Raw genomic sequence first — 26,433 nt, forward strand, 5'->3', positions numbered from 1 at the left:
CTTCGACGGTATGCAGCCGACCCGCTTCAAACCAGCTAAAGATTCTCACGCACCATTAGGATTGCTTCATCATGCAGTTCGACTCCGTGCAGCTCGAGACGTTCGTGGCGGTCCTCGACGAAGGCAGCTTCGACGCCGCTGCCCGGCGGCTGCGCGTCACGCCGTCCGCGGTCAGTCAACGGATCAAGGCGTTGGAGAGCCGACTCGGTCAGGTCGTGGTGATGCGCGGCAAGCCCGCTCGCGCGACCGCGGCCGGTGCTGCCCTGCTCCGGCTCGCTCGCCAGGTCTCGCTGCTCGAACTGGAGGCGATCGCCGCCGTCCGCGGCACGGTCGACGCACAGCGGATCCCGATCGCGGTGAACGCGGACTCGCTCAACAACTGGTTCCTGCCCGCGATGCTCGATCTGTCCCGGACCCATCACGCCCGGTTCCTGGTCCATCAGGAGGACGAGGAACACTCGGCGGAGTACCTCCGCAACGGCACGGTCCTGGCGGCGGTGACCGCGGACCCGCGACCGGTCCAGGGCTGCCGCGTCGTACGCCTCGGGAAGATGCGGTACCTGCCGCTGGCCACCCCGGAGTACGCCGAACGCTGGCTGGCCGGGAAGCCGCTGCCGGAGGCGCTCGCCGAGGCCCCGATGGTGGTGTTCAACGAGAAGGACGTGCTGCAGCACCGGCTGGTCCGCAAGGTGACCCGGCGGAAGCTGGATCCGCCGTCGCACGCGATCCCGGCGTCGGCGCCGTTCCACGAAGCGGTCCGGATCGGGCTCGGTTGGGGGATGATCGAGGATCAGGTCGCCGGACCCGAGCTCGCCGCGGGCCGTCTGGTGGAAGTTGCCCCGGGCAAGTACATCGACGTACCGCTGTACTGGCAGCACTGGAAGCTCGAGTCCGACGTCCTCGACGCACTCACGGCCGCGGTGCGACGTGCAGCCGAGGCCGGCCTTCGGGTCAGTCCCAGCGCATAGCCATCGGATTGTCGGCCGGGATCAGGCCGTCGGACATCAGTACGGCGCTCAGCGGACGAACGAGATCGTGCAACTCGGCGGTCAGCTCGTCGCCGAGTGCTCGCCACCCCTGATCAGCCAACGAGTCCGTGGTGTCCTCCACCTGCTGCCGCACCGCGCGCCCGCGCTCGGTGAGCCTTCCGTCGGCGTCCAGCAGGCCACGACTTCGCAGGTCGTCTGCGGCGGCCGACCATTCCTCATCGCTCCACCGACGGTTGAGCTGGAAGATCTCCTTCGATGGTCCACCCGCCGCGGACAGTGTCACCAGCGCCTGGCACGGGGTGAGGTCGGCAGCGACAAGCGCCGCGACATGCCCGTCACCCCGCGACTCCCGCAGAATCGTGGTCGCCTGCCAGAGCACCAGGTGCGGCTCGTCCGGCCACTCCAACGCCGCGTTGGCCGCCGCGATCGGTCGCCCCGCAACCGGTGCGAGCTCCGCCGCACGCCGACCCAGCTCGGCCGCCCGCCCGAAAGCTGCCTGCCCGAAATCAGATTCCGGGAACAGCCGACGTACGGCGTTGTCCACGGCCGTCAGGCGAGCCTCGAGGAGCTGAGCCGGGGTGGCGTAGGTCCACGCATCCGGGAGTGATCGCGCGACCATCGCCGGGTGGAAGTTGTAGAACACCGCGGCCACGATCTCCGGACCGACCGGGCCGAGAGGCGCGGCGCGGCAGCCGAAGTAGCTCATCCAGCCGCCCTTCAGTCCGAGCGCGTCGGTCGCCTTCCGTGTCTCGGGCGAGAAGTACGTGATCGCGTGGTACGGCTCCAGGGCCTTCCACATCCGGCGGGCCCGACTCATGGCAGCGGGCGGTACATCACGTGCAGGCCGACGTACCCGAGCGTCGGGTGGTCGAAGGCTCCAGGGACGGTGCCGGCGATGCGGAATCCGAGGGACTGCCACAGACGTACGGCGGGTTCGTTGGTCTCGACGACCGCGTTGAACTGGATCGAGCGGAACCCGGAGCGGCCGGCCCACGCGATCATGTCCTCGCAGAGCAGGCGGCCGACGCCCCGGCCGCGGGCCTTCCGGTCGACCATGAAGCTCGCGCTGGCCACGTGCGAGCCGGGACCGGGACGGTTCGGGTACATGTTCGCGCTGCCGAGAACGGTGCCGTCGGCATCGACCGCGACGGTGGTCCGCGCGAGCGGCGAGCTGGACGGCGACATCCAGAGTTCGCGGGCCTGCTCCTCGGTGAGGTCCGGGTCGTACGTGTACGTCTCGCGGGCGGTGACGATCTCGTGGAAGAACGGCCAGATAGCCGGCCAGTCGTCAGCGGTCGCTTCCCTGATTTCAACAGTCATCGTGGGAGAAGCATCACTCGTGACCCGCCGGATGCCAAGGGGATTCCCGATAGGCTGTCTGAGGATGACAAACTCCGTGATCCAAGGGCTGCCGCGCTGGACGCTGGCCGTCCCGCCGCTCGCCTTCGTCGTCCTGCTCGGGACCTGGCACCGCGACCTGGGCGCGGTCCTGCTGATCCTGGTCTGTCTGGGGCTAGGTGCCGCGGTGATCGCCGCCGTGCACCATGCGGAGGTCGTCGCGCACCGCGTCGGTGAACCGTTCGGCACGCTGATTCTGGCGCTCGCCGTGACGATCATCGAGGTCGCGTTGATCGTCACGCTGATGGCGTCGGGTGGCGACAAGGCCGCGTCGCTGGCCCGCGACACCGTGTTCGCCGCGGTGATGATCACCTGCAACGGGATCCTCGGGCTGGCGCTCGTCGTCGGCTCGCTGCGGCACCGCGTGCAGGAGTTCCGGGTGCAGGCGTCGTACTCCGCACTCTCGGTGACGACCGCGCTGGTCACGCTGAGTTTGGTGCTGCCGACGTTCACCACGAGCGCGGAGGGGCCGCGGTTCAGCTCGGCGCAGCTGGCGTTCGCGGGGGTGACGTCGCTGGTGATGTACGGCGTGTTCGTGTTCATCCAGACGATCCGGCACCGGGACTACTTCCTGCCGGTCGCCCCGGACGGTGACGTCGACGAGGACGAGGACCATCACGCGGCCGCGCCGAGCGGGAAGACCGCGCTGCTGAGCCTCGGGCTGCTGTTCGCGTGCCTGATCTCGGTGGTCGGGCTCGCGAAGACCGTGTCACCGAAGCTCGAGTCCGCGGTGGAGTCGGCCGGTGCGCCGCTGGCCGTCGTCGGTGTCGTGATCGCGCTGCTCGTTTTGCTGCCGGAGACGGTTGCCGCAGTGCGCGCGGCACTGCGGAACCGTCTCCAGACCAGCGTCAACCTGGCGCTCGGCTCAGCGCTCGCCAGCATCGGGCTGACCATCCCCGCGATCGCGGTCGCCTCCATCTGGCTCGATGGACCGCTCATTCTCGGGCTGGGCGGCAAGGAGTTGGTGCTGTTCGCGCTGACGGTCGTGACCGGCATGTTCACGCTCTCTACGGGCCGGGCGACCTTGCTGCAGGGCGCCGTTCACCTCGCGGTGTTCAGTGCGTTCCTGTTCCTTGCGGTGAGCCCTTGAGGTAGTCGATCACCGTTTGCTGGTGATTGTGCTCGGCCCAGCCCAGTGCGTTCGCGTTGTAGTTGGGGTCGCGTACGTCCGGGTCGGCGCCGAGTTCGATCAGTTTCTTGACTGTCTCCAGATGACCGTTGAGTGCGGCGCGGTGGATCGGCGCCGCACCGCCCGAGATCCGGCTCAGGTCGTACCCGAGTCGTTGCAAAGGTTCCATCGCCACCGCCCGCCCGACCTCGGCGGCGCGAACAGGCAGGTGCGGGGTGCGGGCGACCGCCCGCGCGGCCAGGTCGGCGTCGACGTCGGGCGTCTCACCGCGCATCGCCGCGGCGTACACCTCATGGATCTCGTCCAGCGGCGCGGCACCTCGGGCGCGGAGCAGTTCGGCGATCTCGGTGTGCCCTTGTACGGCGGCCAGCTCGTACGGGCGATGGCCGCCGAACACCGGGTGTCTGGTCCCGACGCCCTCCGGATCGGTGCCTTGGGCAAGTACCAGCTCGGCCCTGTGCAGCAGGCCCGCCCAGGACGCGAAGACCAGCTCGTCCTCGAGCAGTTGCTGCGGGGTCGGGTGCGCGGTCGTCATCCGTTCGTGCCAGGGGCCGCCGTCGCCGCGGCCCAATCCGTACTCCAGCAGGAGTTCCAGATGCACGTCGTCGTACGGCGGGGGACAGCCGGGACCGCAGTTGTACATCGTCTGGCTGTCGTTCGGGTCGGCGCCGGCGTCGAGGAGGAGTCGTGCGAGCTCGACGCGATGCGCATGCGGTGGCTGATCGCCTTCGCCGCGGCCGAAGACGCCGGTGAGCGCGGTGAACGGTGACGGCATGCCCTGCCAGAGGTAGCCGGCGTTCGGATCGGCGCCGTTCTCGAGCAGGAGGCGGGCGATCTCGAGCTGGTTCGGTGCGTCCAGGCGGTTGTACGTGAGGTAGAGGAGCGGTTCCCAGCGGTACGGTCCGCCTTCGGTGCTCGCCTGCGCGAGGTTCGCCCGTACGCCGTTCAGATCTCCGGCCACCACCTGGGTGTAGATGTTGCTCTGGGCAATCTCCGGGTAACGCTCCAGGAGCTTGCGCGCGGACTGTTGACGAGCTGGATCGTCCTGTCCGTAGTGCAAGGTCGCGAGGCGGAGGAACTCGTCGGCCCGTTGTTCGGGTGTATCGAGCGGACCGCCGACGGACTGCCGGTGGGGTGAGCGGCTGTAGCGGTCGACGAGCTCGAGGTGCCGCACGATCCGCGGCCAGCTGGGGAATCCGTAGCTGCGCGCGATCACCAGCTGTGCGTCCGCCAGTGTCTTCACCGGATGGAACTCCGCGGCCAGTGCGAGCGCTGCGCTCTCACCGGCGCGGACGCCTTTGAGCAGGGTCTTGGCCTGACCGCGCAGGTGATCGAGGTGCGGGTCGTTCGGAAGATTTCGGGTCGGCATCGCCGACCTCCTCTCTACGAGCCTGCCGTCCGCATCGTCAGGCGAGAAAGGAGGTGAACTGGTGCCACACCACAGCGATCGTCCAGGTGGGCTGAGCCCTTCCCGCGGACCGGTGGCACCCTGAAGCGCCTACCGGCAGACTAGCTCAGCGCGGCTTTTCCATCCACCATTCGGTGAACTCGTAGGCGCGATCCTTCTCCAGCCGGATCACCCAGAGGTTGCTGAACTCGCCCGGCGGATTGGTCAGGTACGTCGTCCAGCCGCGGACGAACGCGACACCGTCGCCGAACCCGAGCACCTCGTACTCGAACGTCGTCTCGCCGGGCGCGTCGGCAAACTCGAGCCAAGCCGCCACGATCGCGTCCCGGCCGGCCACCGGCGGCTCGTCCGGCCGCCGGTACCAGGCGGCATCCTCGGTCCAGAGCGCCGCGATGTCCTTGGGATCGTTGCTCTCCCACGCCTTCCGGTACCTGTCGACCCAGCGGTCGAGATCCTTCTCCTTCACGAGACCCGCCGATGGTTGAGGACGACCGCCGCCGGAGTCGCCAGTACGTCGGGATGCTCGCGCGGATCCGCGTCGTACGTGACGAGGTTGCCGGCGCCGCTCAGCCCGAGGAAGTCCTGCGCTCCGGTCGAGGCCGCGGTGATCGCCTGCTCCACGGTCAGCCCGTGCCGGACGAGCTGGTCGATCTCGGCGGCGACGGTGCCGACCACGTCGGATCCGGTGAGCACATGGACGCCGCACCGCTCGGCGAGCGGGAGGATCGAGGCGAGGTACGCCGACCGTTCTTCACGCCTGGCCTTGCGCTCCGGGGTCTCGTCCGGGCTCGGGCTGACGGAGGCACAGAGCGTCGGTGTCCACGCACCGCCCCTCGCGCCGAGCGCCTGCAGGTCGTTCTCGGTGAGCGCCGTACCGTGCTCGACCGAGTCGATACCGACCCCGATCAGCTCGCCGACGTAGTCGGTATTGACGTGTGCCGCGACGCGGACGTTGCGCGCGTGGGCCAGCTCGACCATCGCCTCGACCACCTCGATGTCGTACGACGGGCTGACCTTGCTGCCGCGGATCGGTCCGTCCGGGCCGACCTCGGGGAAGTCGCCGACCAGTTTCAGCCAGGTGGCGCCGTCGGCGATCTCGGCCTCGACCGCGGTGAGCAGGTCCTCCGGGGCGACCGGCTCGTACGCGTCCGGGAAGTACCGGCCGTTCGGGGCGAGGAACCGTCCGGCCGCGAGGACGAGCGGACGGTCGGGGTCCGCGGTCCGGGCGAGTTCGAGGGTGATCTCGCGGTTGCCGCCGACGTCACGGACAGCGCTCACTCCGGCTTCGGCGAGTTCCGCGAGGCGCTCGGCGGCGAGGTCCGCGCCACGCAGGACCGGCCCGTTCGGACCGGTCGCCAGCGTCAGGTGGCAGTGCGAGTCGACCAGGCCCGGTACGGCGTACTGCCCGGGAAGCCGCTCGCTCGACGAGTCCTGGCCGAAGGACAGGCGGGCGGTGTCGCCGGAGGGAAGGACGGTTCCTTCGAAGACCCAGGTCGTCATGGTCGCCATTGTGGCCCAGGGGAGATCCAGATCACGTGCCGATCGACTTGAACATGTTCAAAAGAGCGGCGTACGGTCAGGACCGGAAGAGTTGAACGTGTTCAAGAAGTGGGGACGATGATGGACATGACAGTCACGACGTACCTGGTCTACCTGCTGATCGCCGTGCCGCTGACGATCTGGGTGGCGCGGACGCTGAGCCGGAACGGGCGGATCTTCCTGGTCGACGTGTTCCACGGGAACGCCGAGTTCGCCGACGCGGTGAACCGGTTGCTGGTGGTCGGGTTCTACCTGATCAACCTCGGGTTCGTGACGCTGTTCCTGCGCAGCGGGAGCAAGGTGGTGGACGCAAGCGGGGTGTTCGAGCAGCTCAGCGTGAAGCTCGGGATCGTGATGCTGGTGCTCGGGGTCGTGCACCTGACGAACGTGTGGATCTTCAACAAGATCCGGACCCGCAGCCGGCTCGACAGCGTGACCCGGCCGCCGGTGCCGCCGAACGACAACATCCAGCCGATCACGATGACCGAGCAGGCCGCGCGGTACGGCTATTGAAGGCCGCCCGGTCGTGCGTGAGGTGACGGTTCTGTACGACGCCCACTGCGGAATGTGCCGCCGCTTCAAGGACTGGCTGGCGGCACAGCACCCGGCGCCGGACGGGTACGGCGGGGTGGTGCGTCTGCGGTTCGTCGCGGCGGGGTCGACGGATGCGCGGACGCTCTACCCCGCGCTGGATCATGACGCGACGCTGCGGGACGTGACCGTGGTCGCGGACGACGGGTCCGTGTACGTCGGCGATCGCGCCTGGATCGTGTGTCTGTGGGCCACGGGGGAGCACAGGCACACCGCCGTACGGCTGGCGAGCCCGGCGATGCGGCCGGTGGCGCGGGCGATCGTTCAGGCCGCGGCGGGGCTGCGGCGGTTGAGTGGAGGTGATTACGCTGACGGGTGTGACGGACAGTGCGACCGCGAAGGGTGAGCAGACGCGTGAGCTGATCCTGTCGACGGCGTTGCGGTTGTTCCGGGAGCAGGGGTACGGGAAGACCACGATGCGCGCGATCGCCAACGAGGCGGGCGTGTCGGTGGGGAACGCGTACTACTACTACGGTTCCAAGGATCACCTCATGCAGGCGTACTACGACCTGCTGCAGGATCAGCACCGCGAGGCGGTCGAGCCGATTCTCGCGACCGAGAAGGCGTTCGTGCCGCGGTTGGCCGGCGTACTGCGGACCTGGCTGGACGTGTCCGCGCCGTACCACGAGTTCGCCGGCACGTTGTTCAAGACGGCGGCCGATCCGCGGAGCCCGTTGTCGCCGTTCAGTGAGGAATCCCGTCCGGCGCGGGACGCGAGTGTCGAGGTCTTCCGGCGGGTCGTCGACGGTTCCGACCTGAAGCTGGCCGCCGACCTCAAGGCCGAGCTGCCCGAACTGCTCTGGCTCCTCCAGATGGGCGTGGTCCTGTTCTGGGTCCACGACCAGTCCGAGGACGTCCGCCGAAGCCGTGCCCTGATCGACCGGGCCGTCCCGCTGGTGGACCGCCTGCTCCGCCTCACTCGCATCCCGGGCGTCCGAGGCGTCACCAACGACATCGTCGGCCTGATCAACTCGATCAAGCCGTAGTTATTCGCCGGTCGCGCCGTCGATGCGTTCGCGGAGCAGGTCGGCGTGGCCGTTGTGGCGGGCGTACTCCTCGATCATGTGGAGGTAGAGGTAGCGGAGCGAGTACGGCGGTTCGTAGCCGGGGCGGAGGAACGTGTCGTCCAGCGCGTACTTCGCGGCCAGGGCGTCCGAGGTCTTGACGATCTCGCGGAACTCGGCGAGATCCTGCTCGGCCGCGGCGGGATCGGCGAGGTCGAAGTCACCGTCCGGGTACTCGGCGGACCAGTGCTTCGGCGGCGAGTCGTGGCCGGCCAGCGCGCGATGGAACCAGTACTTCTCGACCTCGCTCAGGTGCCGGACGAGCCCGATCAACGACATGCTGGACGGCTCCACGGCGCGCTCGACGAGCTGCTCGCCCGTGAGTCCGGAGAGTTTCCACAGCAGCGTTCCGCGGTGGTAGTCGAGGAATCCCTGCAGCAGTACCCGCTCGTCGGCGACCGTCGGAGGGTCGACCCGAAACTGTTCCGTCACGTGCAGAACCTACCCGTGTGACGAGCGTCCCGTGAGGAACGGCCCTGTCGTGCCGTAGACTGATGCCGACGGCCCGCCCAGTTCTGCCTCGGGCCGGTGAGCGCAACTACCGTGCGCCAGCAGTCGACCACCACGCGCCGCGGCCCGACGGCCGCGCCGGGCAGGACGACCCCCCGAATTTTTGGAGTACCACTATGGCGGCTGGCCGCCTCACGTCTACAACCACGTCCAACCAATCCGCCTCCCGGTCCGGCAAGCCCGCCGGGCAGTCACGGCCGCGGCGCCGGCGCCGTTCCGGTGCCGGACGCAACCAGCAGTCCCCTGCCACCGAGCCGCAGCTCGAAGTTGCCGTCAGCAACGATGACGAGGTGACCGAAACGGTTGCCCCCGACAACCGCAGCTTCGCGGAGCTCGGCGTACCCGATCGGCTGGTGGCCACGCTGGCCGCCGCCGGCGTGTCGAACCCGTTCCCGATCCAGGCGGCCACGTTGCCGGATTCGCTGGCCGGCAAGGATGTCCTCGGCCGCGGACGGACCGGGTCGGGCAAGACCTACGCGTTCGTGCTGCCGGTTCTCGCGCGGCTCGCGGCCGGCGGCACCAAGCGCCGTCCCAACCATCCGCGCGCGCTGATCCTCGCTCCGACCCGCGAGCTCGCGACGCAGATCCAGGCCTCGATCACGCCGCTCGCCGACGCACTCGGCCTGCGCTCGATGACGATCTTCGGCGGTGTCGGTCACGGCCCGCAGATCACCGGCCTGCGCAAGGGCACCGACATCGTCGTCGCCTGCCCCGGCCGGCTCGAGGACCACGTCCAGGCCGGTCACGCGAAGCTCGGCGCCGTCGAGATCACCGTGCTCGACGAGGCAGACCACATGGCCGACCTCGGGTTCCTGCCCGCCGTACGCCGGATTCTCGAAGCAACGCCCGCCACGGCGCAGCGGCTGCTGTTCTCCGCCACGCTGGACGCCGGCGTGGACGTTCTCGTACGGCGCTTCATGACCGACCCGGTCACGCACAGCGTCGACTCGGCCCGTTCGCCGGTCTCCCAGATGACGCACCACGTCCTGCACGTCCAGCCCGACACCCGGCTCCCGGTCCTCGTCGACCTGACCGCCGCGCCGGGTCGCTCGCTCGTGTTCACCAGGACGAAGTACGGCGCCAAGTCGCTCACCAAGAAGCTGATCGCCCAGGGCGTCCCAGCGGTCGAGCTGCACGGCAACCTGTCCCAGGGCGCCCGCACGCGCAACCTGGAAGCCTTCTCCGACGGTACGGCGAAGACGCTGGTCGCCACCGACATCGCGGCCCGTGGCATCCACGTCGACAACGTGACGCTGGTGATCCACGCTGATCCGCCGATCGAGCACAAGGCGTACCTGCACCGCTCGGGCCGCACCGCCCGCGCCGGCGCCGAGGGCACCGTTGTCACCCTGATGACCGACGACCAGGTTCGCGACGTCCGCGACCTGACCCGCAAGGCCGGCATCGCTGCCACGGTCACCAAGCTCAACGCCGACCACCCGCTGCTCGCCGAGTTGGCTCCGGGCGAACGATCCTTCGTCGAGCCGACCTCCAGGCCGGTCCAGCAGGACCGCGTCGCAAGCTCGGGCGGTAGCGGATCGGGTCGAGGCAATCGCCGCCGGCGCGCTTCGGGCCCCGCTCAGCAGGCGACTGGCAAGCGGTCAAGCCAGACGGGTTCCGGCCAGGCGACTCGTGCGGCCGGTGGCTCGCGGAGCTCCGGTCGCTCCAAGTCCCGCGCCGGCTCGGGCGGCCCGAAGAGCTACAGCACGAGCACTCCGGGATCGGCGGCTCGTCCCGCCGGAGCCGCTGCGTTCTCCGCAGGCTCGCGCGCCGGCACCTCCCGCCGAGGCCGCTGACCCACTGCAAGGCCCAGTCACCCCGACTGGGCCTTGCTCTTGCTGTTGGAAGCCGGCCGGGCGACAGTCGGAGGCATGGTCAGGCTCGCGGCCTGGGTGGTCGCAACTGGTGGGCTGGTGATGCTGGCCGTGCGGGCAGACCTGGCATCGCAGGCCGACGGGTGGCGGACGGCGGTGGACGTCGCTGTCGGTGTCGCCTTCATCATTGGCGGGGCCTTGCCCACCGGGCCGGCTCGTCAGCGAGTCATGGTTGCCGCCGTAGGTGGTGCTTGGCTGCTCGGATCTGTGTTCGTGCAGGCCCTTCCGCTGCATCAGGCGGTGCTTGCGGTGGCGTTGGTGATGTTTCCAACCGGCGTGATCCGCGGCCGATTCGCCTGGCTGGCGACCGCATTCGCGGGAGTGGTTGCTCTCGGCCTCGTCCCGCAACCAGTGGCTCTGCTCTTCGTTCTGGTCGCCGTCGGCGCCGCGATGCGCCTGCCGAGCGCTCGGTGGTATCCCGTGACGGCAGCCGGCGCGGTGGCAGCGACACTTGGCGTCAGTTGGTCGATCGCCCGGAGCCGGGAATCGTTCGATCCGGCGCTCGCTCTTCTTGACTACCAAGTCGTCCTCGGACTCGTCGCTGTGACCTTCCCCGTCGCGTACTGGTCGGCGCTACGTGTACGGCGACGGCTCGCCGACGCGGTCCTGGTCAGTCGACCGTTGGCCGGACTTGACGGTTTCGCCTCCGTACTCGGCGAGGCGCTCGGCGATCTGAGCCTCCGAGTGCACCGCTGGCAAGACTTCGCCGGTGGGCAGGCAGACCGGCAGCTGCTCATGGTGAGCGAGGCGGACGTACCGGTGGCTGTCGTCGCGCATCGGTCGACGGCGCTCGAGGATCCGCTGACTGCCCGGGCGGTCGAGACGGCCGTGCGGCTGGCGGTGACCAACATCCGGCTGCAGGACGAACAGCTCTCGCGACTGAGCGAGCTGGAGGCGGCGCGTGCGCGCGTCGTCGCAGCCGCGGACCGCCAACGGGAGGACGTGGCGGAAGAGCTGGGGCAGAACGTGGCAGCCCTCTTGAGGGACGCCCAGGCTGAACTCGCCGACGTACGCGTCGGGACAGCAACTGCCCTGGACATTGTGGCAGCGGAACTCGCAACCGCGATCGCGGAGATCGGCGACCTGGTGGCAGGCATTCCACCGGCGACGCTGGGGGAGGGAAGGCTGCGCGATGCCCTCGAGATCCTCGTGGCACGAGCTCCGGCCGAGGTGGTGATCAGCTACAGCGGCGACTCCGCCGGTGACGCCGACACCGAGACCGCGTTGTTCTACGTCTGTTCAGAGGCATTGGCCAACGCGGCCAAGCACGCCGACGCCGGCCGGATCAAGATCGACGTACGCCGGTACGGCGATCTGCTGGAGGCCGCCGTCACAGACGACGGGCGCGGTGGTGCCGACGCTTCGGGGTCGGGACTGACCGGACTGTCCGACCGACTGGCCGTACTCGACGGCCGGCTCCGGGTGGAGAGTCCACCCGGAGTCGGTACGACGGTGACTGCCACCGTCCCGTGTCCGCGCCGGCCGGCTAACCGATCTTCTGCCACGGCTCGAGGATCATCTCCGCCCCCTTTGAGGCGGACGACTCGCTGAAAACGAGAGTGTTGCCGTCGACTGCCCAGGTGAACCGGACCGGGTGGTCCTTTCCCTTGGGCACGAGCCAGACCTGGTGACCGGTGCCGCGGAGATCTCCTGCGCCGAGCACACCGTCGGTGATGGTGCCACCGCAGTCATCGCTTGGGTCGCCGATGGGCCGGCAGCGGCTCTCGAACGTCCCGTTCCGCACCGTCAGAGTCCACGTCCCCGAAGTTCCGTCCGAGTTGTCCAGACCTGCTGCGTGCACGTCCTCGAGGGTGATTTCCACCCGGTAGACACCGTTCGGCAGCGCGGAGACCTCTTGAGGGATCTTGGTGGCAGGAGCTTCCTTACCCGTCTGCCGACAGGCTTCTGGCACGTGCGGGACATCAGCCAGGGGATTGGCCGTCGCGATGGCCTGGATGTCCTTCAGCATCGGCCCGCTCTTCGGGTCGGCCGCAAGCCCGTCGAGTACAGGCTGCAGTTTCCTGCGGAGGCCGGCGACCTCACCTGGTGTGGCGGTGATGAAACGGATGCCGTCGCTACACATCTCGCCGGCGCTGGTCGACTCCTCGTAGGTGGCCTCGACAGACGCCTTCGTCGCTCGTTCCGCCGCATCCCGGATCCAGCTTCGCTGCTGCTCGGTCAGGGCCTCGAACCGTTGCCGGCTGAAGCTCAGGACGAAGACCTTCGGCCAGAGCACGACATTGGCGGTGACCTGGAGGGCGAGAACGGTGTCGTACCTGGCGTACTGCGGAACGTCGAACTCGGCGCCGTGAAGACGACCGGCCTTGACCTCGCCGCCCCACTCCAACCCGAAGTTCACCGGCGTACCGCCCAGCGCCCGGATGGCATCTTCCTGCACGGGCGAGTTGTAGGTCCGGAACCGCGTGCCTGTCCAGTCAGCCGGTCCGAGCAGCGGTTTCTTCGCGGCGAACGGCCGGCGAAGTGGCCCGACGGCCAGTCCGAGGCCGACCACACCGGTGCTGTCAAGACTGGCGAGCAGAGACTTGGCGACCGGCGCAGTCACCAACTGCTTCTCCGCGGCGTAGTTGGTGATGGTCATCGGCGCCTCGACGGCCTTCAGGCTGTTGATCCCGGCTCCCGCGAAGGCTCGCGTCGACGGCCAGCCACCGTCGATCTCGCCGGCCGCGATCGCCTTCACGATGGCGGATTCAGCCTTTGCGTCGCCTTCGCCGTAGTTCTTCCTGATCTCGACCTTCAGCTTGCCGCCGGACACCGTGCGGAGGTTGTCGACGAAGGCCTGCGGGCCGAACGACTGACCGTTGTCGTTCACGTCGTCGATGGTGGCGAGCGTCAGTACGGCGCTGTCCCCACCGGCCTTGTCGACTGCCTTCGTACCACTACAGCCGAGCGGTGCCATCAGCATGATGCCGACGAGGCCGTAGCTGAGACCGCGTCTGCGCAGTACGTTCATGGTTTCTCCCCCTACGTCCAGAAGATTGGACGGTGAGTAACGTCCAGTACTCCGGACGCTACGAGTGGCGCTGTCTTCTGCCGACCGTGTTGGCACGCGGATCGAGTGTGGCTACCACTGCACCCAACTGTGACTTCACAAGCGCACAATGGGAAGCGTGACCGTGGTGGTGGGGGCAGGTCCGGTGGTAGCGGTGCGCAGTGCAGGTATGGCCGTGTCCGTGACGGTGCTGTCGGCCGCGGTCGTGGTGCTCTGCGTGCTGCCGTTCGCGTTCGCGAACCCGAACGCAGCCACGGTTCAGCGGCTGCCGGCCTGGTACGTGCTGGTCGTCGCCGTGGCCGCCGCGGTATCCGTCGCAGGGGCCTGGGCCGCACGGTCGCACAGCAGCCGCGCCTCAGCAGCGCTCGCGCTGGCCGGAGTTGCGGCGGTCCTGCCGCTGTGGGCTTCTCAGGAGTGGCTGCCGGACTCCTTGCGCGGCGCTACTCTCGCAACGAGACCGCTGGCCGTGGCCGCGATCGCCGCGACGGCACTACTCTGGCCGGCCCGAGGAGAGCCACGAGCGGACCGGCTCGTGATCGTCATCGCCGGGATCGCTGTCATTGCTGCCGGCGTACACGTGCTGGCTTATGACCCATTTGCCGATCCGGGCTGCGCCCAGACCTGTGCCAACCTCTCGCCACTCCTCGGCGAGCTGGTCGGGACCCGCGCCACGATGGCGATCACCACGGCGGCAATCGTCAGCATTGCTGTGATCGGTGGAGTCGCGGTCGCCGCGACTCTCAGGTCCCGTTCGTATTGGTTGGTGAGCGGCGCAGTGCTGGCTGCACTGATGGCGCTCGGAGGGCTGGCCGTCGTACGGTGGCTGACCTTCGAGACCATCACGCCGTCAGCCGTCAGACTCCCGCTGGAGCCGTTGGCCGTCGCCGCTGTCGGAGCAGCGGTGTGCCTGCTGCACCTTCGTGTTCTGCGGACCCGCGCGGCCGTCGACAGGGTGGTGGCCGGCCTGTCGGCAGTGTCCGTACGGCGTGGAGCCGTCGTCGATGTCCAGTTCGCTGTGCCCGGTGAGGAGCGGTGGCTCGACCCGGCCGGTGCTGCCGTCGTGGATCCGCCTGAACCGGACCGAACGGTCGTTCTGACCGACGGTGACGAGCCGACCGTTCGGCTCGTCGTCGCCCGTACCGTGGACCCGGCGGAGATCCTCGCGGGTCTGTCCCCGGTCACCCGGTTGGCGCTTCACAACGCACAGTTGTCAACGGTCGCTCGAGCGCGGCTGGCAGAGGTACGCGCGTCACAGCGCCGGGTCGTCGCCGCATCGGACGGCGAACGCCGGCGGATCGAGCGCGACCTGCACGACGGCGCGCAGCAACGGCTGGTCGGCGTAGGTCTCCAGTTGCGCATTGCCCGCGCCGACGCCGACCAGGACACGCGCAGCAGGATCGAGAGGGTGGAGAACAAGGTCGGTGACGCTCTCAGCCAGTTGCGTCGGCTGGCGCACGGTGTGTTTCCGAGCGTGCTCGCCGACGAGGGTCTCGAGCAGGCTCTGGTCGAGCTCGTGGCGGAGTCCGACGTACCGGCGGAGCTCACGATGCAGGTCACTGACGCGCTGACGACGGAGGTGGCGATGGCTGCTTATGCGACCGTCGCTGCCGCGGTAGGTAGCGTCGTACAACCTTCTGTCGCCACCCGTTGCCGGATCGCGGTCCGCCAGGTCGCGGAGTCGCTGATCGTCAGGGTGGAGACGGAGTCCGCGACCATCCGGACACCGGATCTCACGACGGTCGGCGATCGGGTCGGTGCGGTCGGGGGAGAGGTCACCTGGTCTGATCCCGAGGCCGGCGGCTACGTCGTGACGGCGGTGATCCCGTGCGAGTCGTGATCGCGGACGATGTCATGCTGATCCGTTCGGGCCTCGCGCGGCTGCTCGGTGACGCCGGCATCGACGTCATCGGCGAGGCCGCTGATGCCGACGAACTGCTCCGCCTGGTCGCACTCGGCACACCGGATGCGGCGATCGTGGACATCCGGATGCCGCCGACGCACACCGACGAAGGGTTGGTGGCTGCTCGCCGGATCCGAGAGCGCTACCCGGACACGGCGGTGGTCGTGCTGAGCCAGTACGTCGAGAGCCGGTACGCATCCCGGCTTCTCGCCGATCAACCCGGCGGTGTCGGCTATCTGCTCAAGGAGCGGGTGTCCGACATCGCCGTACTCGTGGATGCACTCCGCCGGGTCGCCGACGGCGAATGCGTCCTCGACCCGACGATCGTGTCGCGGCTGATGCGGCGAAGGCGCCCGGACTCGCCCCTGACCCAGCTCACGAGTCGGGAGCGAGACATCCTGGCGCTGATGGCGGAGGGACGGTCCAACTCGGCCATCGCCGGCGAGCTCCACATCAGCGAGCGCACCGTCGAGGCAACCTGCGCACACCTGTTCCGCAAGCTCCAACTGGAACCCTCGGCCGACGTGAACCGCCGGGTTCTCGCCGTACTGACTGCCCTCCGCGGTTGACCCGACGGCATCTTCGAGCCACTTGCCGGGTTACGGTTTCCATTGCTGGTGCCGTGGCCTGACAGAGAGGTTCTGATGCGGATCCGTACGGTCCTGAACGATCTCGTGCCGGAAGCGCTCGGCGTGACCGACTCGCACGACCATCTGTTCTTCCGTTCGGCTGTGTTGCCTGGACAGGAGCTGGACGACGAGGCAGCAGCGGTTGCCGAGGTACGGGCGTTTGCGGATGCGGGCGGTCAGGCGATCGTGCAATGGACTCCGCACGGACTGAACCGGCAAGCTGGTCTTCTGCCCGGAATCTCAACCAGCACAGGCGTTTCGATCGTCGCCGCGACCGGCCTGCACCGGCGCGAACACTACCCGGACGGGTACGTCGACAAGGTGCAGGACCAGCTGGCCGAGATCTTCGTCCGCGAGCTGACGACAGGCATCGGCGACACTTCGGTCCGCGCCGGGCTGATCAAGGTGGCCGGCGGGTTCCACGTCCTCGACGGACATGCCGAGCTGGTGATGCGGGCAGCGGCTGAGGCCCATCACGCGACCAACGCGCCGATCGCCGTCCACCACGAGCTCGGTTCCGCCGCAGACGCCGTACTCGATCTGCTCGTCGACCAACTCGACGTACACCCGGCCGCTGTGATCCTCGGGCATCTCAACCGGTTTCCCGACCATCGGGTACATCTCGAGCTGGCGCAGCGAGGTGCGTGGCTGGCGTTCGACGGACCGTCGCGGGCCAACAACGCGACCGATCCACGGCTGACCGATTGCCTCGCGGCGCTGATCGACGCGGGGTACGCGGACCGCCTGCTGCTCGGCGGCGACACCACGACGGCCCGCGCCCGGGCCGCGACCGGCGAGGGTCCGGGGATGCCGTACCTGCTGACGCACCTCAGGCCGCGGATCACGCGGTACTTCGGTGCGGACATCGCCGACGCCGTGTTCCGGAACAACCCGGCGCGCGCCTTCGCCACGGATTGGCGGGCGTAGCGGTACCTTCCGGGCATGAGCGTGATCGCGCAGATCTTCGTGGGTGTCGCGGGTGTGTTCCATGTGGTCGTGTTCGCCATGGAGAGCGTGCTGTTCCGCAAGCCGAGCACCTACCGGCGGTTCCTGGTGAAGGACACCGAGGTCGAGACCGCTCGGCCGTGGGCGTTCAACCAGGGCTTCTACAACCTGTTCCTGGCGATCGGTGCGCTCGGCGGGCTGATCTGGGGCGGCGACAAGGGCCACGCGATCGCGCTCTTCGCGTGCGCGTGCATGGCCGGCGCGGGCGTCGTGCTCCTCGCCTCCGACCGTCGCATGCTCCGTGCCGCCGCCACCCAGGCAGTGCCGCCGATCGCCGCACTCGTTCTCGCCGCGATTCTCTAGTTGACTTGAAGTGCACTTGAGGCCTGAGGCTTCTCGGCATGACCATCGCTGCTGAGCCAACTGTTGAGACAGGCGGCGTCCTTTCACCGCAGTACCGCGCACTGACCATCGGGATGGTCGCGCTGATCACCCTGGTCGCGTTCGAGTCCCTGGCCGTCGCGACCGCGATGCCGACCGTTGCGCAGGCACTTGACGGCCTGAACCTGTACGCGCTCGCGTTCGGCGGCCCGCTCGCCTCCGGTGTGGTCGCGATGGTTGTCTCCGGCACCTGGAGCGACCTGAAGGGCCCGACCCGTCCGCTCTGGCACGGTACGGCGTGGTTCCTGGCCGGGCTGTTGATCGCGGGCCTGGCGCCGTCGATGGAGATCCTCGTAGCGGGCCGCATCATCCAAGGCTTCGGCTCCGGCCTGCTCACGGTCGCGCTGTACGTCGTCGTGGGTCAGCTGTACCCGGCCCGTCTGAGGCCCCGGATCTTCGCCGCGTTCGCGACCGGCTGGGTCGTGCCGTCCCTCGTCGGTCCCGCGATCGCCGGCCTGATCGTCGAACACTCCAGCTGGCGGCTCGTGTTCCTCGCCGTACCGGCGATCGCGATCCCGGCCGCCCTGGTGATGCGTCCCGGCCTGGCTCGCGGGAGCGCGTACGACGTACGTCCGGGGAAGCTGTGGGACAAGCGGGCGCTGTGGGCAGTCGCGGCCGCGGTTGGTGTCGGGCTGCTGCACTACGGCGGGCAGCAGCGTGGCGTCGTACAGATCGTGCTGCTCGTGATCGGTCTGGCCGGGGTGATCGCGTTCGGCCCGCGGCTGTTGCCGTCAGGGACGTTCGCGTTCGGGCGTGGGCTGCCGTCGGTGATCGCGCTGCGCGGGCTGGTGGCGGCGTCCGGGTTCGGCGCCGAGGTGTTCCTGCCGTTGATGCTCACCCGGGAACGCGGCCTGTCGCCGGCGCTCGCCGGTCTCGTACTGACGGTCAGCGCACTGAGCTGGTCCGCCGCGTCGTGGTACCGCGGCCGCCCGAACCAGCCGTTCTCGCACGCGGTCTTTCTGCAGTTCGGCATGCTCGCGATCCTGGTCGGCATCGTCACCGCGGCACTGACGCTCAACCCGGACGTGCCGGTGCTGGTGGGCATCCTCGGTTGGAGCCTGACCGGTCTGGGCATGGGGACCGTGTTCCCGACCCTGTCCGTGCTGGTCCTGGAGTACTCCGAACGCGACGAACAAGGCGCCAACAGCTCCGCCTTGCAGCTCAGCGACTCGTTGTCGACCGCAACGATCCTCGCGATCGGCGGATCACTGTTCGCCGCGATGGAACCGCACTCCGCCGTACTGGCGTACCTAGTCGCCTTCGGTCTGCCGGCCTTCCTCGCACTCCTCGGCGTACCAGCAGGCCGCCGTACCGCTACCGCCTAAGTACTTGCAGCGCGTGTTGGAACTGGATTTTGTGCAGGTCGACAGTACGTATACGTCCACTGCCCGGGAATCCGGCCCGCCGCCCGGTGTGCGGTGGCGGGTAGTAGACGTATACGTACTGTCGAGATGCAGTTTCGGAGGAATGCGTCCGCACGTGCCCGCGGTCGGTCGGGTGTTGGAGGAAGAGACATCCTGTGGGCGCTGCGGACAAGGAATACCCGGTGCGAGCCCACCAGAACCTGTCTCACGGCCGCAGTTCGCCATACATGGGGCACACAGGAGACGCACTTACTCCTTAGAGCCGGTGACCGCGATGCTGGCGCCGAGGCCGATGATCATCAGGCCGCCGGTGCCGCCGACGAGCTCGAGCCGGCGCGGTGAGCGAGCGAACCACTCGCGCGCTGTGCCGGCAACGAACGCCCACACGCTGTCCGAGCAGAGCGCGATCAAGATGAAGATCAGCCCGAGCACCAAGATCTGCGCCCACGCCGGCGCGCCGGCCCCCTTGTCGACGAACTGCGGCAGCACAGCAGCGAAGAACACCGCCGTCTTCGCATTCGTCACCCCCACCAGGAATCCCTGGCGGATGGTCCGCCGGGTAGTACTCGGCTTCGCCGTACCGCGCATCGCCTCGACCAGCGACTTCCGCGAGCGAAACGCCTGCACCCCGAGAAAGATCAGGTACGCCGCGCCCGCGAGCTTCACCACGGTCAACGCGATCGCACTCGCCGCGATCAACGTCCCGAGCCCGAGCGACACCGCCCCCAGCAGAATCGCGGCCCCGAGCGTGTTCCCCACCATCGTCAGCACAGCTTCCCTCCGCCCAACCGCCAGCGCCCGCCCGACAATGAACAGCACACTGGGCCCTGGCACAACGATGATGATGAACGCAGTAATCGCAAACGCAAGCAAGTGATGAGCGGACGGCATGTCGTCCAGGGTAAGCGCGACGGGCGGATGTGGTCAGCCCAATTGCGCGACGCGCAGGAGCTTGCTTCGTCGCGAGGCTCCTCAGCGCAACGCCCCTGCGCGCTACCCACCCCCGCTTGGCGCGGTGCGCCGCCGAGTCGTGGAAATCGGCGGCGAAACGGGCGAAAAAACGACCACGATCCACGACTCGGCGCAGGGGTCGGGAGCCAAACGACACGACTCGGTGGTCGGAGCAGGTGCGGGGCCGGGAAGAGGGTCCACATCCCACCTCCCGTCCACATCCCACCTGCTGCCCACGGCCTCCCTGGCCATTACCCCCTCTGCCCACACCACCGCCCCGTCCACACCACCTCCGCGCCGGCGAGGTGTGGGTGGGATAGGTCACCGGCGCGCCGTGGTGCGTTGACCGGGGGGTGGGGTGGCCCCTACGGTTCGAGGGTCAACCTGCGGTGCCATGAGGGAAGCCGGTGAGAAGCCGGCGCGGCCGCGCCACTGTGATCGAGTTTCGGCTCGTAAGTCAGGACGCTCGGGCACTCGCAGCCTTTCTAAGGGGACGCGCACTTCCCCAGGAGGTTCAGTTCAGATGGCAGTTCCTGCCCAGTCGGTCGCCGTACCGGCGCTCTCTTCCAAGCTTCTCGCCGCCGCGCTGCTCAGCGTCGGCGTGATGCTCCTGCTCGCGTATCTGGTCGGGTTCGACCGGGGTGCGGTGTCCCGGTCCGGGATGTACCTGCACGAGCTGATGCACGACGGTCGCCACCTTCTCGGCGTTCCCTGTCACTAACGACATGCGCACCTTCGGATCGCTCCTGGTGCGCGGACTGATCGTCGGACTCTTCGCCGGCCTGCTGGCCGGAACGTTCGCCTATGCGGTGGGCGAGTCGCGTGTCGACGCGGCGATCGCTATCGAAGAGTCCGGCGGTCACGCGCACACTCACGCTCATGAAGAAGACCACCACGAGGACCCGCTCGTCAGCCGGGACGGCCAGCGGGCCGGCCTGTTCCTTGCCACCAGCCTGTACGGCGTTGCGCTCGGCGGGCTGTTCGCGGTCGCATTCACGCTGCTCCGCCGCAAGCTCCGGACGGGGAACGACGCGTACGCCGCGCTCGGACTCGCCGCGGCGGGGTTCGTCGGCATCGTGCTGGTCCCGTTCCTCAAGTACCCGCCGAACCCGCCCGCGGTCGGTGATCCGGACACGATCACCCGCCGTACGGTCACCTATCTCCTGACGCTGGTGATCGGCCTGCTCGCCGTCTGGGCCGGTGTCGCGCTGTCCCGGTGGGCCGCGCGGTACGGCGAGGTCGCCCGGCTCGCGGGCGGTGTCGTCGGGCTGGTCGTCACCGTGGTGACGGCGTACCTGATTCTGCCGCGGATCAACGAGGTTCCGGAGACGTTCCCCGCTACGCTGCTGTGGCAGTTCCGGTTCGCCTCGCTCGGTACGCAGGCGACGCTGTGGCTCCTGCTCGGATTCGGGTATGCGGTCGCGGTGGACCGCCGGCCGATCCGATCGAAGGTGGCTGCCGCTTGACGGCTCTCACAGTGCTTGCGCACGCCCTGACACCCACGTTGCGCGGACTCGTACTCGGTGGGGACGCCGAGCCGGATCCGGCGAGTCTCGAGGCGGCGCGCGAGCTGAAATTGTCTGCCGATGCCGTGTACGCCGGGCCGGAGCAGGCCGCCGTACGCACGGCCGCCGTACTCGGGCACGACCCGGTGGTGGAGCCGGCGCTGCGGGATCGTGAGTACGGCGAGTGGACCGGGCGCGAGCTGGAAGAGCTACTCGCGTCCGAGCCATCGCGCACCCCGGCATGGCTCGAGCGGCCGCACACCGCCACGCCCGGTGGCGAGACCGAGAACGACGTGCTCGCCCGGGTTGCCGATTGGTTGGGCGATCTCGCCGCGCGGGAGCACGGTTCCGCGCTGGCGGTCGTTCATCCGGCGATCGTCCGCGCGATCGTCCTGTACGTCGTCGACGCGCCCGCGGAGTCGCTGCGGCACGTCGACGTACGCCCATTGGCCACGGTCAACCTCTCGTACCACTCCGGCAACTGGTCACTGGCCTTCACCCCTTAGGCCTGACAAACTGCGGTTGGCCCGGTTGCACGCCCAGGTGACCGGCTGTCACGGGGAGTCACGATGACCGAGTCCGACCAGCTTGCCGAACGGTTCCGTGCCAACCATGCCGTGCTCGTCGCGGCTCGGGACCGGCTGCAGGCCGCCGTCGACGCCGGTACGGCGAGTGACGATCAGCAGAAGCGGCTGGACACCGTCAAGGAGCTGCTCACCCCGGTCACCGTCACCGACGTGGATGCCGACGGCAACGTCGTCGAGGTCCAACGGCTGCGACAGTTCCTCGAGGTCGATCCCGAGGGGCAGGGCCGTGCGGTCGAGGTCCTCGGTGATCTCCAGGCGGCGAAGAACATCGCGGTGCTGGTGCCCGGGATGGGGAACAGCCTGGACACGTTCCGCGGGCAGTCGGACCGCGGTGACCTGATCAAGCAGGAGGCCGGACCGGGTACGGCCGTTGTCGTGTGGCTCGACTACGACTCACCGCAGAGCCTGGTGCAGGCCGCGAGCAAGGACGCGGCGGTCGCGGCCGGCCCGCGGCTCGCGGAGTTCATGAACGAGGTCGACGAACTGAAGGCCGAGGATGCCGATGTCACTCTGGTCGCGCATTCGTACGGAACCGACGTGGCCGCGCAAGCGGTGATGGCGGGCGCCCGGCCGAAGCGGCTGGTGATGACGGGCTCGCCGGGAATCGCGAAGTACGTCGACGAGGCCGCCGACTTCGTCCAGCCGCCGACCAGGCTGTACACCGAGCGCGCCCCGGGAGACTACGTCTCGTACACCGAGTGGCACGGACCGGATCCGGCGACCTTCTCGGACGCGATCCGGATGGCGACCACCGATCCGCGGGCCGGCGACGACCCGGTGTCGGTGCACTGGCACAACGAGTACTACCGGCCGAACAGTGAGTCGCTGCGCAACATCGGGCGGGTGGTCCGGGGCGACCTGACGTCCATCACGACCACGAACACCAGCCGGTCCGCCGAGACCAAGCTCTTCCTCGGTACGTCGTGGGGTGGCGCGCTGAACGCCGCCGCCGGGGCGGCGTCCAAGGTGTACGACGGTGTTGTGGCCCTCACCAAACCGTCGAAGGAGTCGGCCGGAGCCGCCGCCGGGCAGGCTGCGGCGGGGCGGACGACGAACGGTGCGGGACGGGGCTGGGAAGGGCGGCAGCGATGACGGGCGATCGGGAGTTCCTGCGGAGCGAGTTGCTGGCGGTGGCGGAAGCCGTCGTACCTGATCAGCGGCCGGTTGTGACGCACGACCCGGGGCCGGTGAATCCCGGCGTACTGTTCGACGGGCGCGGGACGGCCACCGTCTGCAGGGTGACCGTCGAGACCGGCGACCCGCGGTCCCCGGACCCGGCGGCTGCGGTCGACGCTGCGGCCGCGGCGTTCCGCGCCCGCGGCTGGACTGCTGACGTCGTACCTCCGGAGAGCGGTCATTATCGGGTCGCAGCGACCCGCGACGGGTTCGAGGTCGCCGTCCACGCGTGGTCGGCGGACTGGCGGATAACGTTCGCCGGGGAGACTCCCGTCGTTTCTTGACACCGAAACGCGGCGTGTCCTCGCGAGGCTTGGCTGCACGGTGTATCACGGAAGCGTGACCTTGACCGAAGCCCGCAACCACCTCCGCTCGGAACTCCTCGCGGTGGCGGCGACCGTCGTGCCCGACCAGACACCGACGGTGACCCAGGACGTCGGCCCTGTCGACCAGGGCGCCCTGTCCGACGAGAGCGGTCCGGAGTCGGTCTGCACGATCACCGTCGAGACCGGCGACCCCACCACGACGCCCGACCCGGAGGCCCAGATCGGCTTCGCCGCCGAGACCCTCGAGTCCCGCGGCTGGAAGGTCACCATCTCCGAGCCCAGCGAGGGCCGCCACGAACTGACCGCCCGCCGCCAGGGCTACGACCTCACCGTCACCGCCCGAACCACCGACTGGCGCCTGACCCTCACCGGCCAGACTCCGTACGTCGACGATCTCTAGGAGGACCTTCACCGTCGCCTACGATGCACCGGCAAGCGTTTGTCCCAGTGTCTCGTGAGGTGAGGGATGTCCGAGGACCTCGATGCGCTGATCCTGCGGGTGCGGGACCTGCCGCACGACCGGGCGGTCGCGGAGGTGGACGCGTTCTTCGGGTCGCTGCCCGCCGAGACGGCGAGGGCGCTGGCGGAGAGTCGGCCTGAGCAGGTCGGACCGCTGGAAGGTGCGCCGCCCGAGCTCCGGTACCGCGCGAACCACCTGATCCTGGTGGCCGCGCACCAGCGACTGCACGCGCTGGTCGAGAGCCGGGACGCGACGCTTGCGCAGCGCCGGCGGCTGGCGACGCTCACCGCGATGCTGCAGCCGGCCGGCAAACGCCTCGACGTCGACGCGGACGGGAACCGTGTCGCGGTCGACGTACCCCGGCAGTTCCTGCTCGTCGACCCGGAGGGGCAGGGGCGGATGATCGAGGTCCAGGGCGATCTCAGGACGGCCCGCAACATCGCCGTACTGGTGCCGGGGATGAACAACGACCTGGAACGCGTGCGTTCTCAGTCGGTGCGGGCGAAGGAGATCGGTGAGGAAGCTGGTCCGGGTACGGCGATGGTGGTGTGGCTCGGGTATCACGCGCCTCTCGGGTTGACCGAGGGAAGGTCCACCGAGAGTTCCCGTGCGGCTGCGCCGTTGCTGTGCCGGTTCCAGGAAGGGCTCGCGGTGGTCAGAGCGCCGGACGCCAAGGTCACGCTGATCGGGAACAGTTACGGTGCCCAGGTCGTCGCGCGGGCGATGCTCGAGGGGGCTCGCGCTCACCGGTACCTGTTGACCGGCAGTCCCGGTGTCGACCCGAGCATCACCTCTGCGGCGCAGATGACACCGCCCGGCGCCGAGCTCTTCGCGGTGGCGCGGTCGCGCGGGGACTACGTGTCGTACGCCGAACAGCACGGGCCGGATCCCGCCTCGTTTCCCGACGTCGTACGGATCGAGACCGACAACGCGCAGGTCCAGATCACCGGGCACGTGAGCTACTTCGACAAGAACAGTGAGTCGATGATCAACGTCGGCCGGATCGTCCGTGGTGATCTGGACGCGGTGACGCTGGCCGCCCGGACCACACCCGAGGAGGAGACCCGCCTGCTCGGCGCGTCCTGGGCCGGGCCGTTGCGTACGCTCGGCCAGTCGAAGGCGGCGGTACCGATCTCCAAGGCGTACGACGGACTCGCGGCGCTGCGTACGGTCGCCTCGACGCCGTCGAGGAAGACCGTCCTCGACGGCGGCCGGCGCGCACGCACACAGGAAGGACCCGAACGATGACGTTGACCGAGGCCCGCGACCTCCTCCGCGCGGAGCTGCTCGCGGTCGCGGCAGCCGCCGTACCCGGCTACGAAGGCGTGGTCACCCACGACGTGGGCCCGGTGAACCCCGCCGTACTGTCCGACGGCAGCGGTCCGGACACGATCTGCTCGATCACCGTCGAGAACGGCGACCCGTCCGTCACCGACCCGGCCGGCGAACTCGCCGCCGCCGTCGCGGCCCTGACCAGCCGCGGCTGGCGAACCACCGTCGCGCCCGTCGAGAACGGCCACCACCGGGCCGGCGCCGAACGCGACGGCTTCCAGGTCACCGTCCACGCCTGGGACAACGAATGGCGCCTCACCCTCTCCGGCGAAACCCCCGCGATCCCGGAGTAGCCCGGTCAGCTGGTCGCGGCTCGTTCGGATGCGCTGCGGAGGACACAGAATTCGTTGCCTTCGGGGTCCTGCATCGTGACCCAGCCGGTGCCGTCCGGGTTGCGGTGGTCGTGGGCGATGGTCGCGCCGAGGGTGAGGAGCCAGGCGACTTCCTCGTCGCGGGGGCCGTCGGGTTCGAGGTCCAGGTGGCCGCGGTTCTTCACGACCTTCTCGTCGTTGTTCTGTTCGAAGAGCACGGTGAGGCCGTCGGCCGGGACCGAGGCGTACGGGTCGCCGGGGTGGTCGTCGTCGGGACGCTCGGCCTTCAGGACCTGCAGCCAGAAGCCGGCGATCTCGTAGGGGTCGTGGGCATCGAACGTCACGGTACGCACGCGAGAAGTCATGGGCAGAGGCTACTTCCGGAAGAACAGCCGGTCCTCGGGAATTTCCGGGCGGTCCAGGTACGGCGTGAAGCCTGCGGCGACTGCGATCTCGGTGAGGGCGGACGCGGTCCAGCGGTGGACGTAGATGTTCATCGGATGGCCGCCGTACCCGGATGTCTTGTGGGTCGATTCCTCGCCGACGTGGAAGCCCATCAGCAGGACGCCACCTGGCGTGAGGACGCGGTGGAACTCGGCGAACGCCTGCGGAACGACGTCGCGGGGAAGGTGGATGATCGACCACCACGACACGACGCCGGCGACCGAGTCGTCCGGTAGGTCGAGCGCCGTCATCGAGCCGACGCGGAAGTCGAGCTCCGGGTGGTCGCGACGGGCCACCTCGATCATCCCGGGCGACAGGTCGATCCCGACGACCTGCAGCTCGCGCGCCGCCAGCAGACCGGTGGTCCGCCCCGGCCCGCATCCGACATCCAGCACGGCCCTGGAGTCGCCGGGCAGGAGCTCGGTGAGCAGGTCGAAGGCGTTGTCTTCCCAGTCGGCGCCGGTCACGACGAGTTCGGCGTACGACGGCGCGACGGTGTCGTACGAGGTGCTGATGTCGGCGAGATAGTCGGTCACCCGGCCGACCCTAG

Annotated in this window: 30 protein-coding genes and 1 riboswitch; of the genes, 20 read left to right on the plus strand and 10 right to left on the minus strand. The window is 68.9% G+C overall.

All coding sequences use genetic code 11. From position 1 onward, the window contains the following. Nucleotides 1-71 precede the first annotated feature (71 nt). The gene (locus EV647_RS37595) at nt 72-968 is read left to right on the plus strand and encodes a LysR family transcriptional regulator ArgP (protein ID WP_134011730.1); all 897 of its coding nucleotides are present in this window, start codon (nt 72-74) and stop codon (nt 966-968) included. Here the strand turns inward: EV647_RS37595 and EV647_RS37600 are convergent. Together EV647_RS37600 and EV647_RS37605 are read right to left on the minus strand one after the other, a co-directional pair. Continuing rightward, entirely contained in the window at nt 952-1,806 is an 855-nt protein-coding gene (locus tag EV647_RS37600) for a hypothetical protein (protein ID WP_134011732.1), read from the minus strand. The genes EV647_RS37595 and EV647_RS37600 overlap by 17 nt on opposite strands. After that, nucleotides 1,803-2,309, minus strand: a complete 507-nt coding sequence (locus EV647_RS37605) for a GNAT family N-acetyltransferase (protein WP_134011734.1) — start codon at nt 2,307-2,309, stop codon at nt 1,803-1,805. The genes EV647_RS37600 and EV647_RS37605 overlap by 4 nt, the downstream gene beginning before the upstream one ends. Nucleotides 2,310-2,373: 64 nt before the next feature. Between EV647_RS37605 and EV647_RS37610 the strand changes: the two genes are divergently transcribed. Continuing rightward, the gene (locus tag EV647_RS37610) at nt 2,374-3,477 is read left to right on the plus strand and encodes a calcium:proton antiporter (RefSeq protein ID WP_134011736.1); all 1,104 of its coding nucleotides are present in this window, start codon (nt 2,374-2,376) and stop codon (nt 3,475-3,477) included. Here EV647_RS37610 and EV647_RS37615 read toward each other — a convergent pair. The 3 genes from EV647_RS37615 to EV647_RS37625 form a co-directional block, all read right to left on the minus strand. After that, the gene (locus tag EV647_RS37615) at nt 3,443-4,885 is read right to left on the minus strand and encodes an ankyrin repeat domain-containing protein (RefSeq protein ID WP_134011738.1); all 1,443 of its coding nucleotides are present in this window, start codon (nt 4,883-4,885) and stop codon (nt 3,443-3,445) included. The two genes, EV647_RS37610 and EV647_RS37615, sit on opposite strands and share 35 nt — an antisense overlap. 145 nt (nt 4,886-5,030) lie before the next feature. Next, nucleotides 5,031-5,390: an SgcJ/EcaC family oxidoreductase gene (locus EV647_RS37620; protein WP_134011741.1), complete on the minus strand. Its 360-nt coding sequence runs from the start codon at nt 5,388-5,390 to the stop codon at nt 5,031-5,033. Then, nucleotides 5,387-6,424, minus strand: coding sequence for an amidohydrolase family protein (locus EV647_RS37625; protein ID WP_134011743.1), 1,038 nt, complete (start codon nt 6,422-6,424; stop codon nt 5,387-5,389). Before EV647_RS37625 ends, EV647_RS37620 begins: the two co-directional genes overlap by 4 nt. 126 nt (nt 6,425-6,550) lie before the next feature. Here EV647_RS37625 and EV647_RS37630 point away from each other — a divergent pair, with 126 nt between their 5' ends. Genes EV647_RS37630 through EV647_RS37640 form a run of 3 tightly spaced genes read left to right on the plus strand, consistent with a single transcriptional unit; the run spans nt 6,551 to nt 8,040 of the window. Then, nucleotides 6,551-6,976, plus strand: coding sequence for a hypothetical protein (locus tag EV647_RS37630; RefSeq protein ID WP_202876452.1), 426 nt, complete (start codon nt 6,551-6,553; stop codon nt 6,974-6,976). Between the two features lie 13 nt (nt 6,977-6,989). Next, on the plus strand, nt 6,990-7,400 hold the full coding sequence (locus tag EV647_RS37635; RefSeq protein WP_134011745.1) for a thiol-disulfide oxidoreductase DCC family protein: 411 nt from the start codon (nt 6,990-6,992) through the stop codon (nt 7,398-7,400). After that, entirely contained in the window at nt 7,372-8,040 is a 669-nt protein-coding gene (locus EV647_RS37640; RefSeq protein WP_134011747.1) for a TetR family transcriptional regulator, read from the plus strand. Before EV647_RS37635 ends, EV647_RS37640 begins: the two co-directional genes overlap by 29 nt. On the opposite strand, the gene EV647_RS37645 is transcribed toward EV647_RS37640, so the two are convergent. Continuing rightward, complete coding sequence (locus EV647_RS37645) at nt 8,041-8,550, minus strand: DinB family protein (RefSeq protein WP_370344705.1); 510 nt, start codon at nt 8,548-8,550, stop codon at nt 8,041-8,043. Between the two features lie 194 nt (nt 8,551-8,744). Between EV647_RS37645 and EV647_RS37650 the strand changes: the two genes are divergently transcribed. Together EV647_RS37650 and EV647_RS37655 are read left to right on the plus strand one after the other, a co-directional pair. Next, complete coding sequence (locus tag EV647_RS37650) at nt 8,745-10,424, plus strand: DEAD/DEAH box helicase (protein WP_238177596.1); 1,680 nt, start codon at nt 8,745-8,747, stop codon at nt 10,422-10,424. A gap of 75 nt (nt 10,425-10,499) precedes the next feature. After that, complete coding sequence (locus tag EV647_RS37655; RefSeq protein WP_134011751.1) at nt 10,500-12,053, plus strand: ATP-binding protein; 1,554 nt, start codon at nt 10,500-10,502, stop codon at nt 12,051-12,053. Here the strand turns inward: EV647_RS37655 and EV647_RS37660 are convergent. Next, nucleotides 11,989-13,473 carry a TRAP transporter substrate-binding protein gene (locus EV647_RS37660; RefSeq protein ID WP_134011753.1) on the minus strand — a complete coding sequence of 495 codons (1,485 nt, stop codon included), beginning with the start codon at nt 13,471-13,473 and terminating at the stop codon, nt 11,989-11,991. The two genes, EV647_RS37655 and EV647_RS37660, sit on opposite strands and share 65 nt — an antisense overlap. A 157-nt stretch (nt 13,474-13,630) precedes the next feature. On the opposite strand from EV647_RS37660, the gene EV647_RS37665 reads away from it, so the two are divergent. From EV647_RS37665 to EV647_RS37685, 5 genes are all read left to right on the plus strand, one after another. Beyond that, nucleotides 13,631-15,349, plus strand: a complete 1,719-nt coding sequence (locus tag EV647_RS37665; RefSeq protein WP_166680528.1) for a sensor histidine kinase — start codon at nt 13,631-13,633, stop codon at nt 15,347-15,349. Then, complete coding sequence (locus tag EV647_RS37670; RefSeq protein WP_134011757.1) at nt 15,337-15,981, plus strand: response regulator transcription factor; 645 nt, start codon at nt 15,337-15,339, stop codon at nt 15,979-15,981. The genes EV647_RS37665 and EV647_RS37670 overlap by 13 nt, the downstream gene beginning before the upstream one ends. Before the next feature lie 75 nt (nt 15,982-16,056). Further along, nucleotides 16,057-16,968: a phosphotriesterase gene (locus EV647_RS37675; RefSeq protein ID WP_134011759.1), complete on the plus strand. Its 912-nt coding sequence runs from the start codon at nt 16,057-16,059 to the stop codon at nt 16,966-16,968. A 15-nt stretch (nt 16,969-16,983) separates the two neighbouring features. Further along, complete coding sequence (locus tag EV647_RS37680) at nt 16,984-17,349, plus strand: DUF1304 domain-containing protein (RefSeq protein WP_134011761.1); 366 nt, start codon at nt 16,984-16,986, stop codon at nt 17,347-17,349. Between the two features lie 38 nt (nt 17,350-17,387). After that, nucleotides 17,388-18,752, plus strand: coding sequence for an MFS transporter (locus EV647_RS37685; RefSeq protein WP_134011763.1), 1,365 nt, complete (start codon nt 17,388-17,390; stop codon nt 18,750-18,752). Between the two features lie 288 nt (nt 18,753-19,040). Here the strand turns inward: EV647_RS37685 and EV647_RS37690 are convergent, their stop codons facing one another. After that, nucleotides 19,041-19,682: a LysE family translocator gene (locus tag EV647_RS37690; protein ID WP_134011765.1), complete on the minus strand. Its 642-nt coding sequence runs from the start codon at nt 19,680-19,682 to the stop codon at nt 19,041-19,043. Between the two features lie 415 nt (nt 19,683-20,097). Continuing rightward, nucleotides 20,098-20,229: riboswitch (cobalamin riboswitch) on the plus strand. Between the two features lie 36 nt (nt 20,230-20,265). Between EV647_RS37690 and EV647_RS37695 the strand changes: the two genes are divergently transcribed. The 8 genes from EV647_RS37695 to EV647_RS37730 all read left to right on the plus strand — a co-directional run bounded on the left by EV647_RS37695 (nt 20,266) and on the right by EV647_RS37730 (nt 25,421). Next, nucleotides 20,266-20,463 (plus strand): CbtB domain-containing protein, encoded by a 198-nt coding sequence (locus EV647_RS37695; RefSeq protein ID WP_134011767.1) that lies wholly within the window; start codon nt 20,266-20,268, stop codon nt 20,461-20,463. Between the two features lie 4 nt (nt 20,464-20,467). Further along, complete coding sequence (locus EV647_RS37700; protein WP_134011769.1) at nt 20,468-21,208, plus strand: CbtA family protein; 741 nt, start codon at nt 20,468-20,470, stop codon at nt 21,206-21,208. Next, nucleotides 21,205-21,753, plus strand: a complete 549-nt coding sequence (locus EV647_RS37705; protein ID WP_134011771.1) for a histidine phosphatase family protein — start codon at nt 21,205-21,207, stop codon at nt 21,751-21,753. Before EV647_RS37700 ends, EV647_RS37705 begins: the two co-directional genes overlap by 4 nt. 63 nt (nt 21,754-21,816) lie before the next feature. After that, nucleotides 21,817-22,926, plus strand: coding sequence for an alpha/beta hydrolase (locus EV647_RS37710; RefSeq protein WP_134011773.1), 1,110 nt, complete (start codon nt 21,817-21,819; stop codon nt 22,924-22,926). Continuing rightward, entirely contained in the window at nt 22,923-23,294 is a 372-nt protein-coding gene (locus tag EV647_RS37715) for a hypothetical protein (RefSeq protein ID WP_134011775.1), read from the plus strand. Before EV647_RS37710 ends, EV647_RS37715 begins: the two co-directional genes overlap by 4 nt. 55 nt (nt 23,295-23,349) lie before the next feature. Then, a complete protein-coding gene (locus EV647_RS37720; RefSeq protein WP_238175359.1) occupies nt 23,350-23,736 on the plus strand; it encodes a hypothetical protein in 387 nt (128 codons plus the stop codon). Nucleotides 23,737-23,802: 66 nt separating this feature from the next. After that, on the plus strand, nt 23,803-25,044 hold the full coding sequence (locus EV647_RS37725; protein WP_134011777.1) for an alpha/beta hydrolase: 1,242 nt from the start codon (nt 23,803-23,805) through the stop codon (nt 25,042-25,044). Next, nucleotides 25,041-25,421 (plus strand): hypothetical protein, encoded by a 381-nt coding sequence (locus EV647_RS37730; protein ID WP_238177597.1) that lies wholly within the window; start codon nt 25,041-25,043, stop codon nt 25,419-25,421. The genes EV647_RS37725 and EV647_RS37730 overlap by 4 nt, the downstream gene beginning before the upstream one ends. Before the next feature lie 5 nt (nt 25,422-25,426). On the opposite strand, the gene EV647_RS37735 is transcribed toward EV647_RS37730, so the two are convergent. Together EV647_RS37735 and EV647_RS37740 are read right to left on the minus strand one after the other, a co-directional pair. Beyond that, a complete protein-coding gene (locus EV647_RS37735; protein ID WP_134011779.1) occupies nt 25,427-25,804 on the minus strand; it encodes a VOC family protein in 378 nt (125 codons plus the stop codon). Nucleotides 25,805-25,813: 9 nt separating this feature from the next. After that, entirely contained in the window at nt 25,814-26,419 is a 606-nt protein-coding gene (locus EV647_RS37740) for a class I SAM-dependent methyltransferase (RefSeq protein WP_166679903.1), read from the minus strand. Nucleotides 26,420-26,433 lie beyond the last annotated feature (14 nt).

The sequence above is a fragment of the Kribbella sp. VKM Ac-2566 genome (assembly GCF_004366005.1).
Taxonomy (GTDB): Bacteria; Actinomycetota; Actinomycetes; order Propionibacteriales; family Kribbellaceae; genus Kribbella; species Kribbella pratensis.

What these genes read in the sequence shown, in the direction of transcription:
- EV647_RS37710 (WP_134011773.1), top strand. Translation starts at nt 21,817, where the DNA reads ATGACCGAGTCCGACCAGCTTGCCGAACGGTTCCGTGCCAACCATGCC.
- EV647_RS37615 (WP_134011738.1), bottom strand. Translation starts at nt 4,885, where the DNA reads ATGCCGACCCGAAATCTTCCGAACGACCCGCACCTCGATCACCTGCGC.
- EV647_RS37660 (WP_134011753.1), bottom strand. Translation starts at nt 13,473, where the DNA reads ATGAACGTACTGCGCAGACGCGGTCTCAGCTACGGCCTCGTCGGCATC.
- EV647_RS37695 (WP_134011767.1), top strand. Translation starts at nt 20,266, where the DNA reads ATGGCAGTTCCTGCCCAGTCGGTCGCCGTACCGGCGCTCTCTTCCAAG.
- EV647_RS37600 (WP_134011732.1), bottom strand. Translation starts at nt 1,806, where the DNA reads ATGAGTCGGGCCCGCCGGATGTGGAAGGCCCTGGAGCCGTACCACGCG.
- EV647_RS37630 (WP_202876452.1), top strand. Translation starts at nt 6,551, where the DNA reads ATGACAGTCACGACGTACCTGGTCTACCTGCTGATCGCCGTGCCGCTG.
- EV647_RS37605 (WP_134011734.1), bottom strand. Translation starts at nt 2,309, where the DNA reads ATGACTGTTGAAATCAGGGAAGCGACCGCTGACGACTGGCCGGCTATC.
- EV647_RS37675 (WP_134011759.1), top strand. Translation starts at nt 16,057, where the DNA reads ATGCGGATCCGTACGGTCCTGAACGATCTCGTGCCGGAAGCGCTCGGC.
- EV647_RS37610 (WP_134011736.1), top strand. Translation starts at nt 2,374, where the DNA reads ATGACAAACTCCGTGATCCAAGGGCTGCCGCGCTGGACGCTGGCCGTC.
- EV647_RS37625 (WP_134011743.1), bottom strand. Translation starts at nt 6,424, where the DNA reads ATGACGACCTGGGTCTTCGAAGGAACCGTCCTTCCCTCCGGCGACACC.
- EV647_RS37685 (WP_134011763.1), top strand. Translation starts at nt 17,388, where the DNA reads ATGACCATCGCTGCTGAGCCAACTGTTGAGACAGGCGGCGTCCTTTCA.
- EV647_RS37700 (WP_134011769.1), top strand. Translation starts at nt 20,468, where the DNA reads ATGCGCACCTTCGGATCGCTCCTGGTGCGCGGACTGATCGTCGGACTC.
- EV647_RS37595 (WP_134011730.1), top strand. Translation starts at nt 72, where the DNA reads ATGCAGTTCGACTCCGTGCAGCTCGAGACGTTCGTGGCGGTCCTCGAC.
- EV647_RS37650 (WP_238177596.1), top strand. Translation starts at nt 8,745, where the DNA reads ATGGCGGCTGGCCGCCTCACGTCTACAACCACGTCCAACCAATCCGCC.
- EV647_RS37690 (WP_134011765.1), bottom strand. Translation starts at nt 19,682, where the DNA reads ATGCCGTCCGCTCATCACTTGCTTGCGTTTGCGATTACTGCGTTCATC.
- EV647_RS37725 (WP_134011777.1), top strand. Translation starts at nt 23,803, where the DNA reads ATGTCCGAGGACCTCGATGCGCTGATCCTGCGGGTGCGGGACCTGCCG.
- EV647_RS37655 (WP_134011751.1), top strand. Translation starts at nt 10,500, where the DNA reads ATGGTCAGGCTCGCGGCCTGGGTGGTCGCAACTGGTGGGCTGGTGATG.
- EV647_RS37735 (WP_134011779.1), bottom strand. Translation starts at nt 25,804, where the DNA reads ATGACTTCTCGCGTGCGTACCGTGACGTTCGATGCCCACGACCCCTAC.
- EV647_RS37680 (WP_134011761.1), top strand. Translation starts at nt 16,984, where the DNA reads ATGAGCGTGATCGCGCAGATCTTCGTGGGTGTCGCGGGTGTGTTCCAT.
- EV647_RS37715 (WP_134011775.1), top strand. Translation starts at nt 22,923, where the DNA reads ATGACGGGCGATCGGGAGTTCCTGCGGAGCGAGTTGCTGGCGGTGGCG.
- EV647_RS37730 (WP_238177597.1), top strand. Translation starts at nt 25,041, where the DNA reads ATGACGTTGACCGAGGCCCGCGACCTCCTCCGCGCGGAGCTGCTCGCG.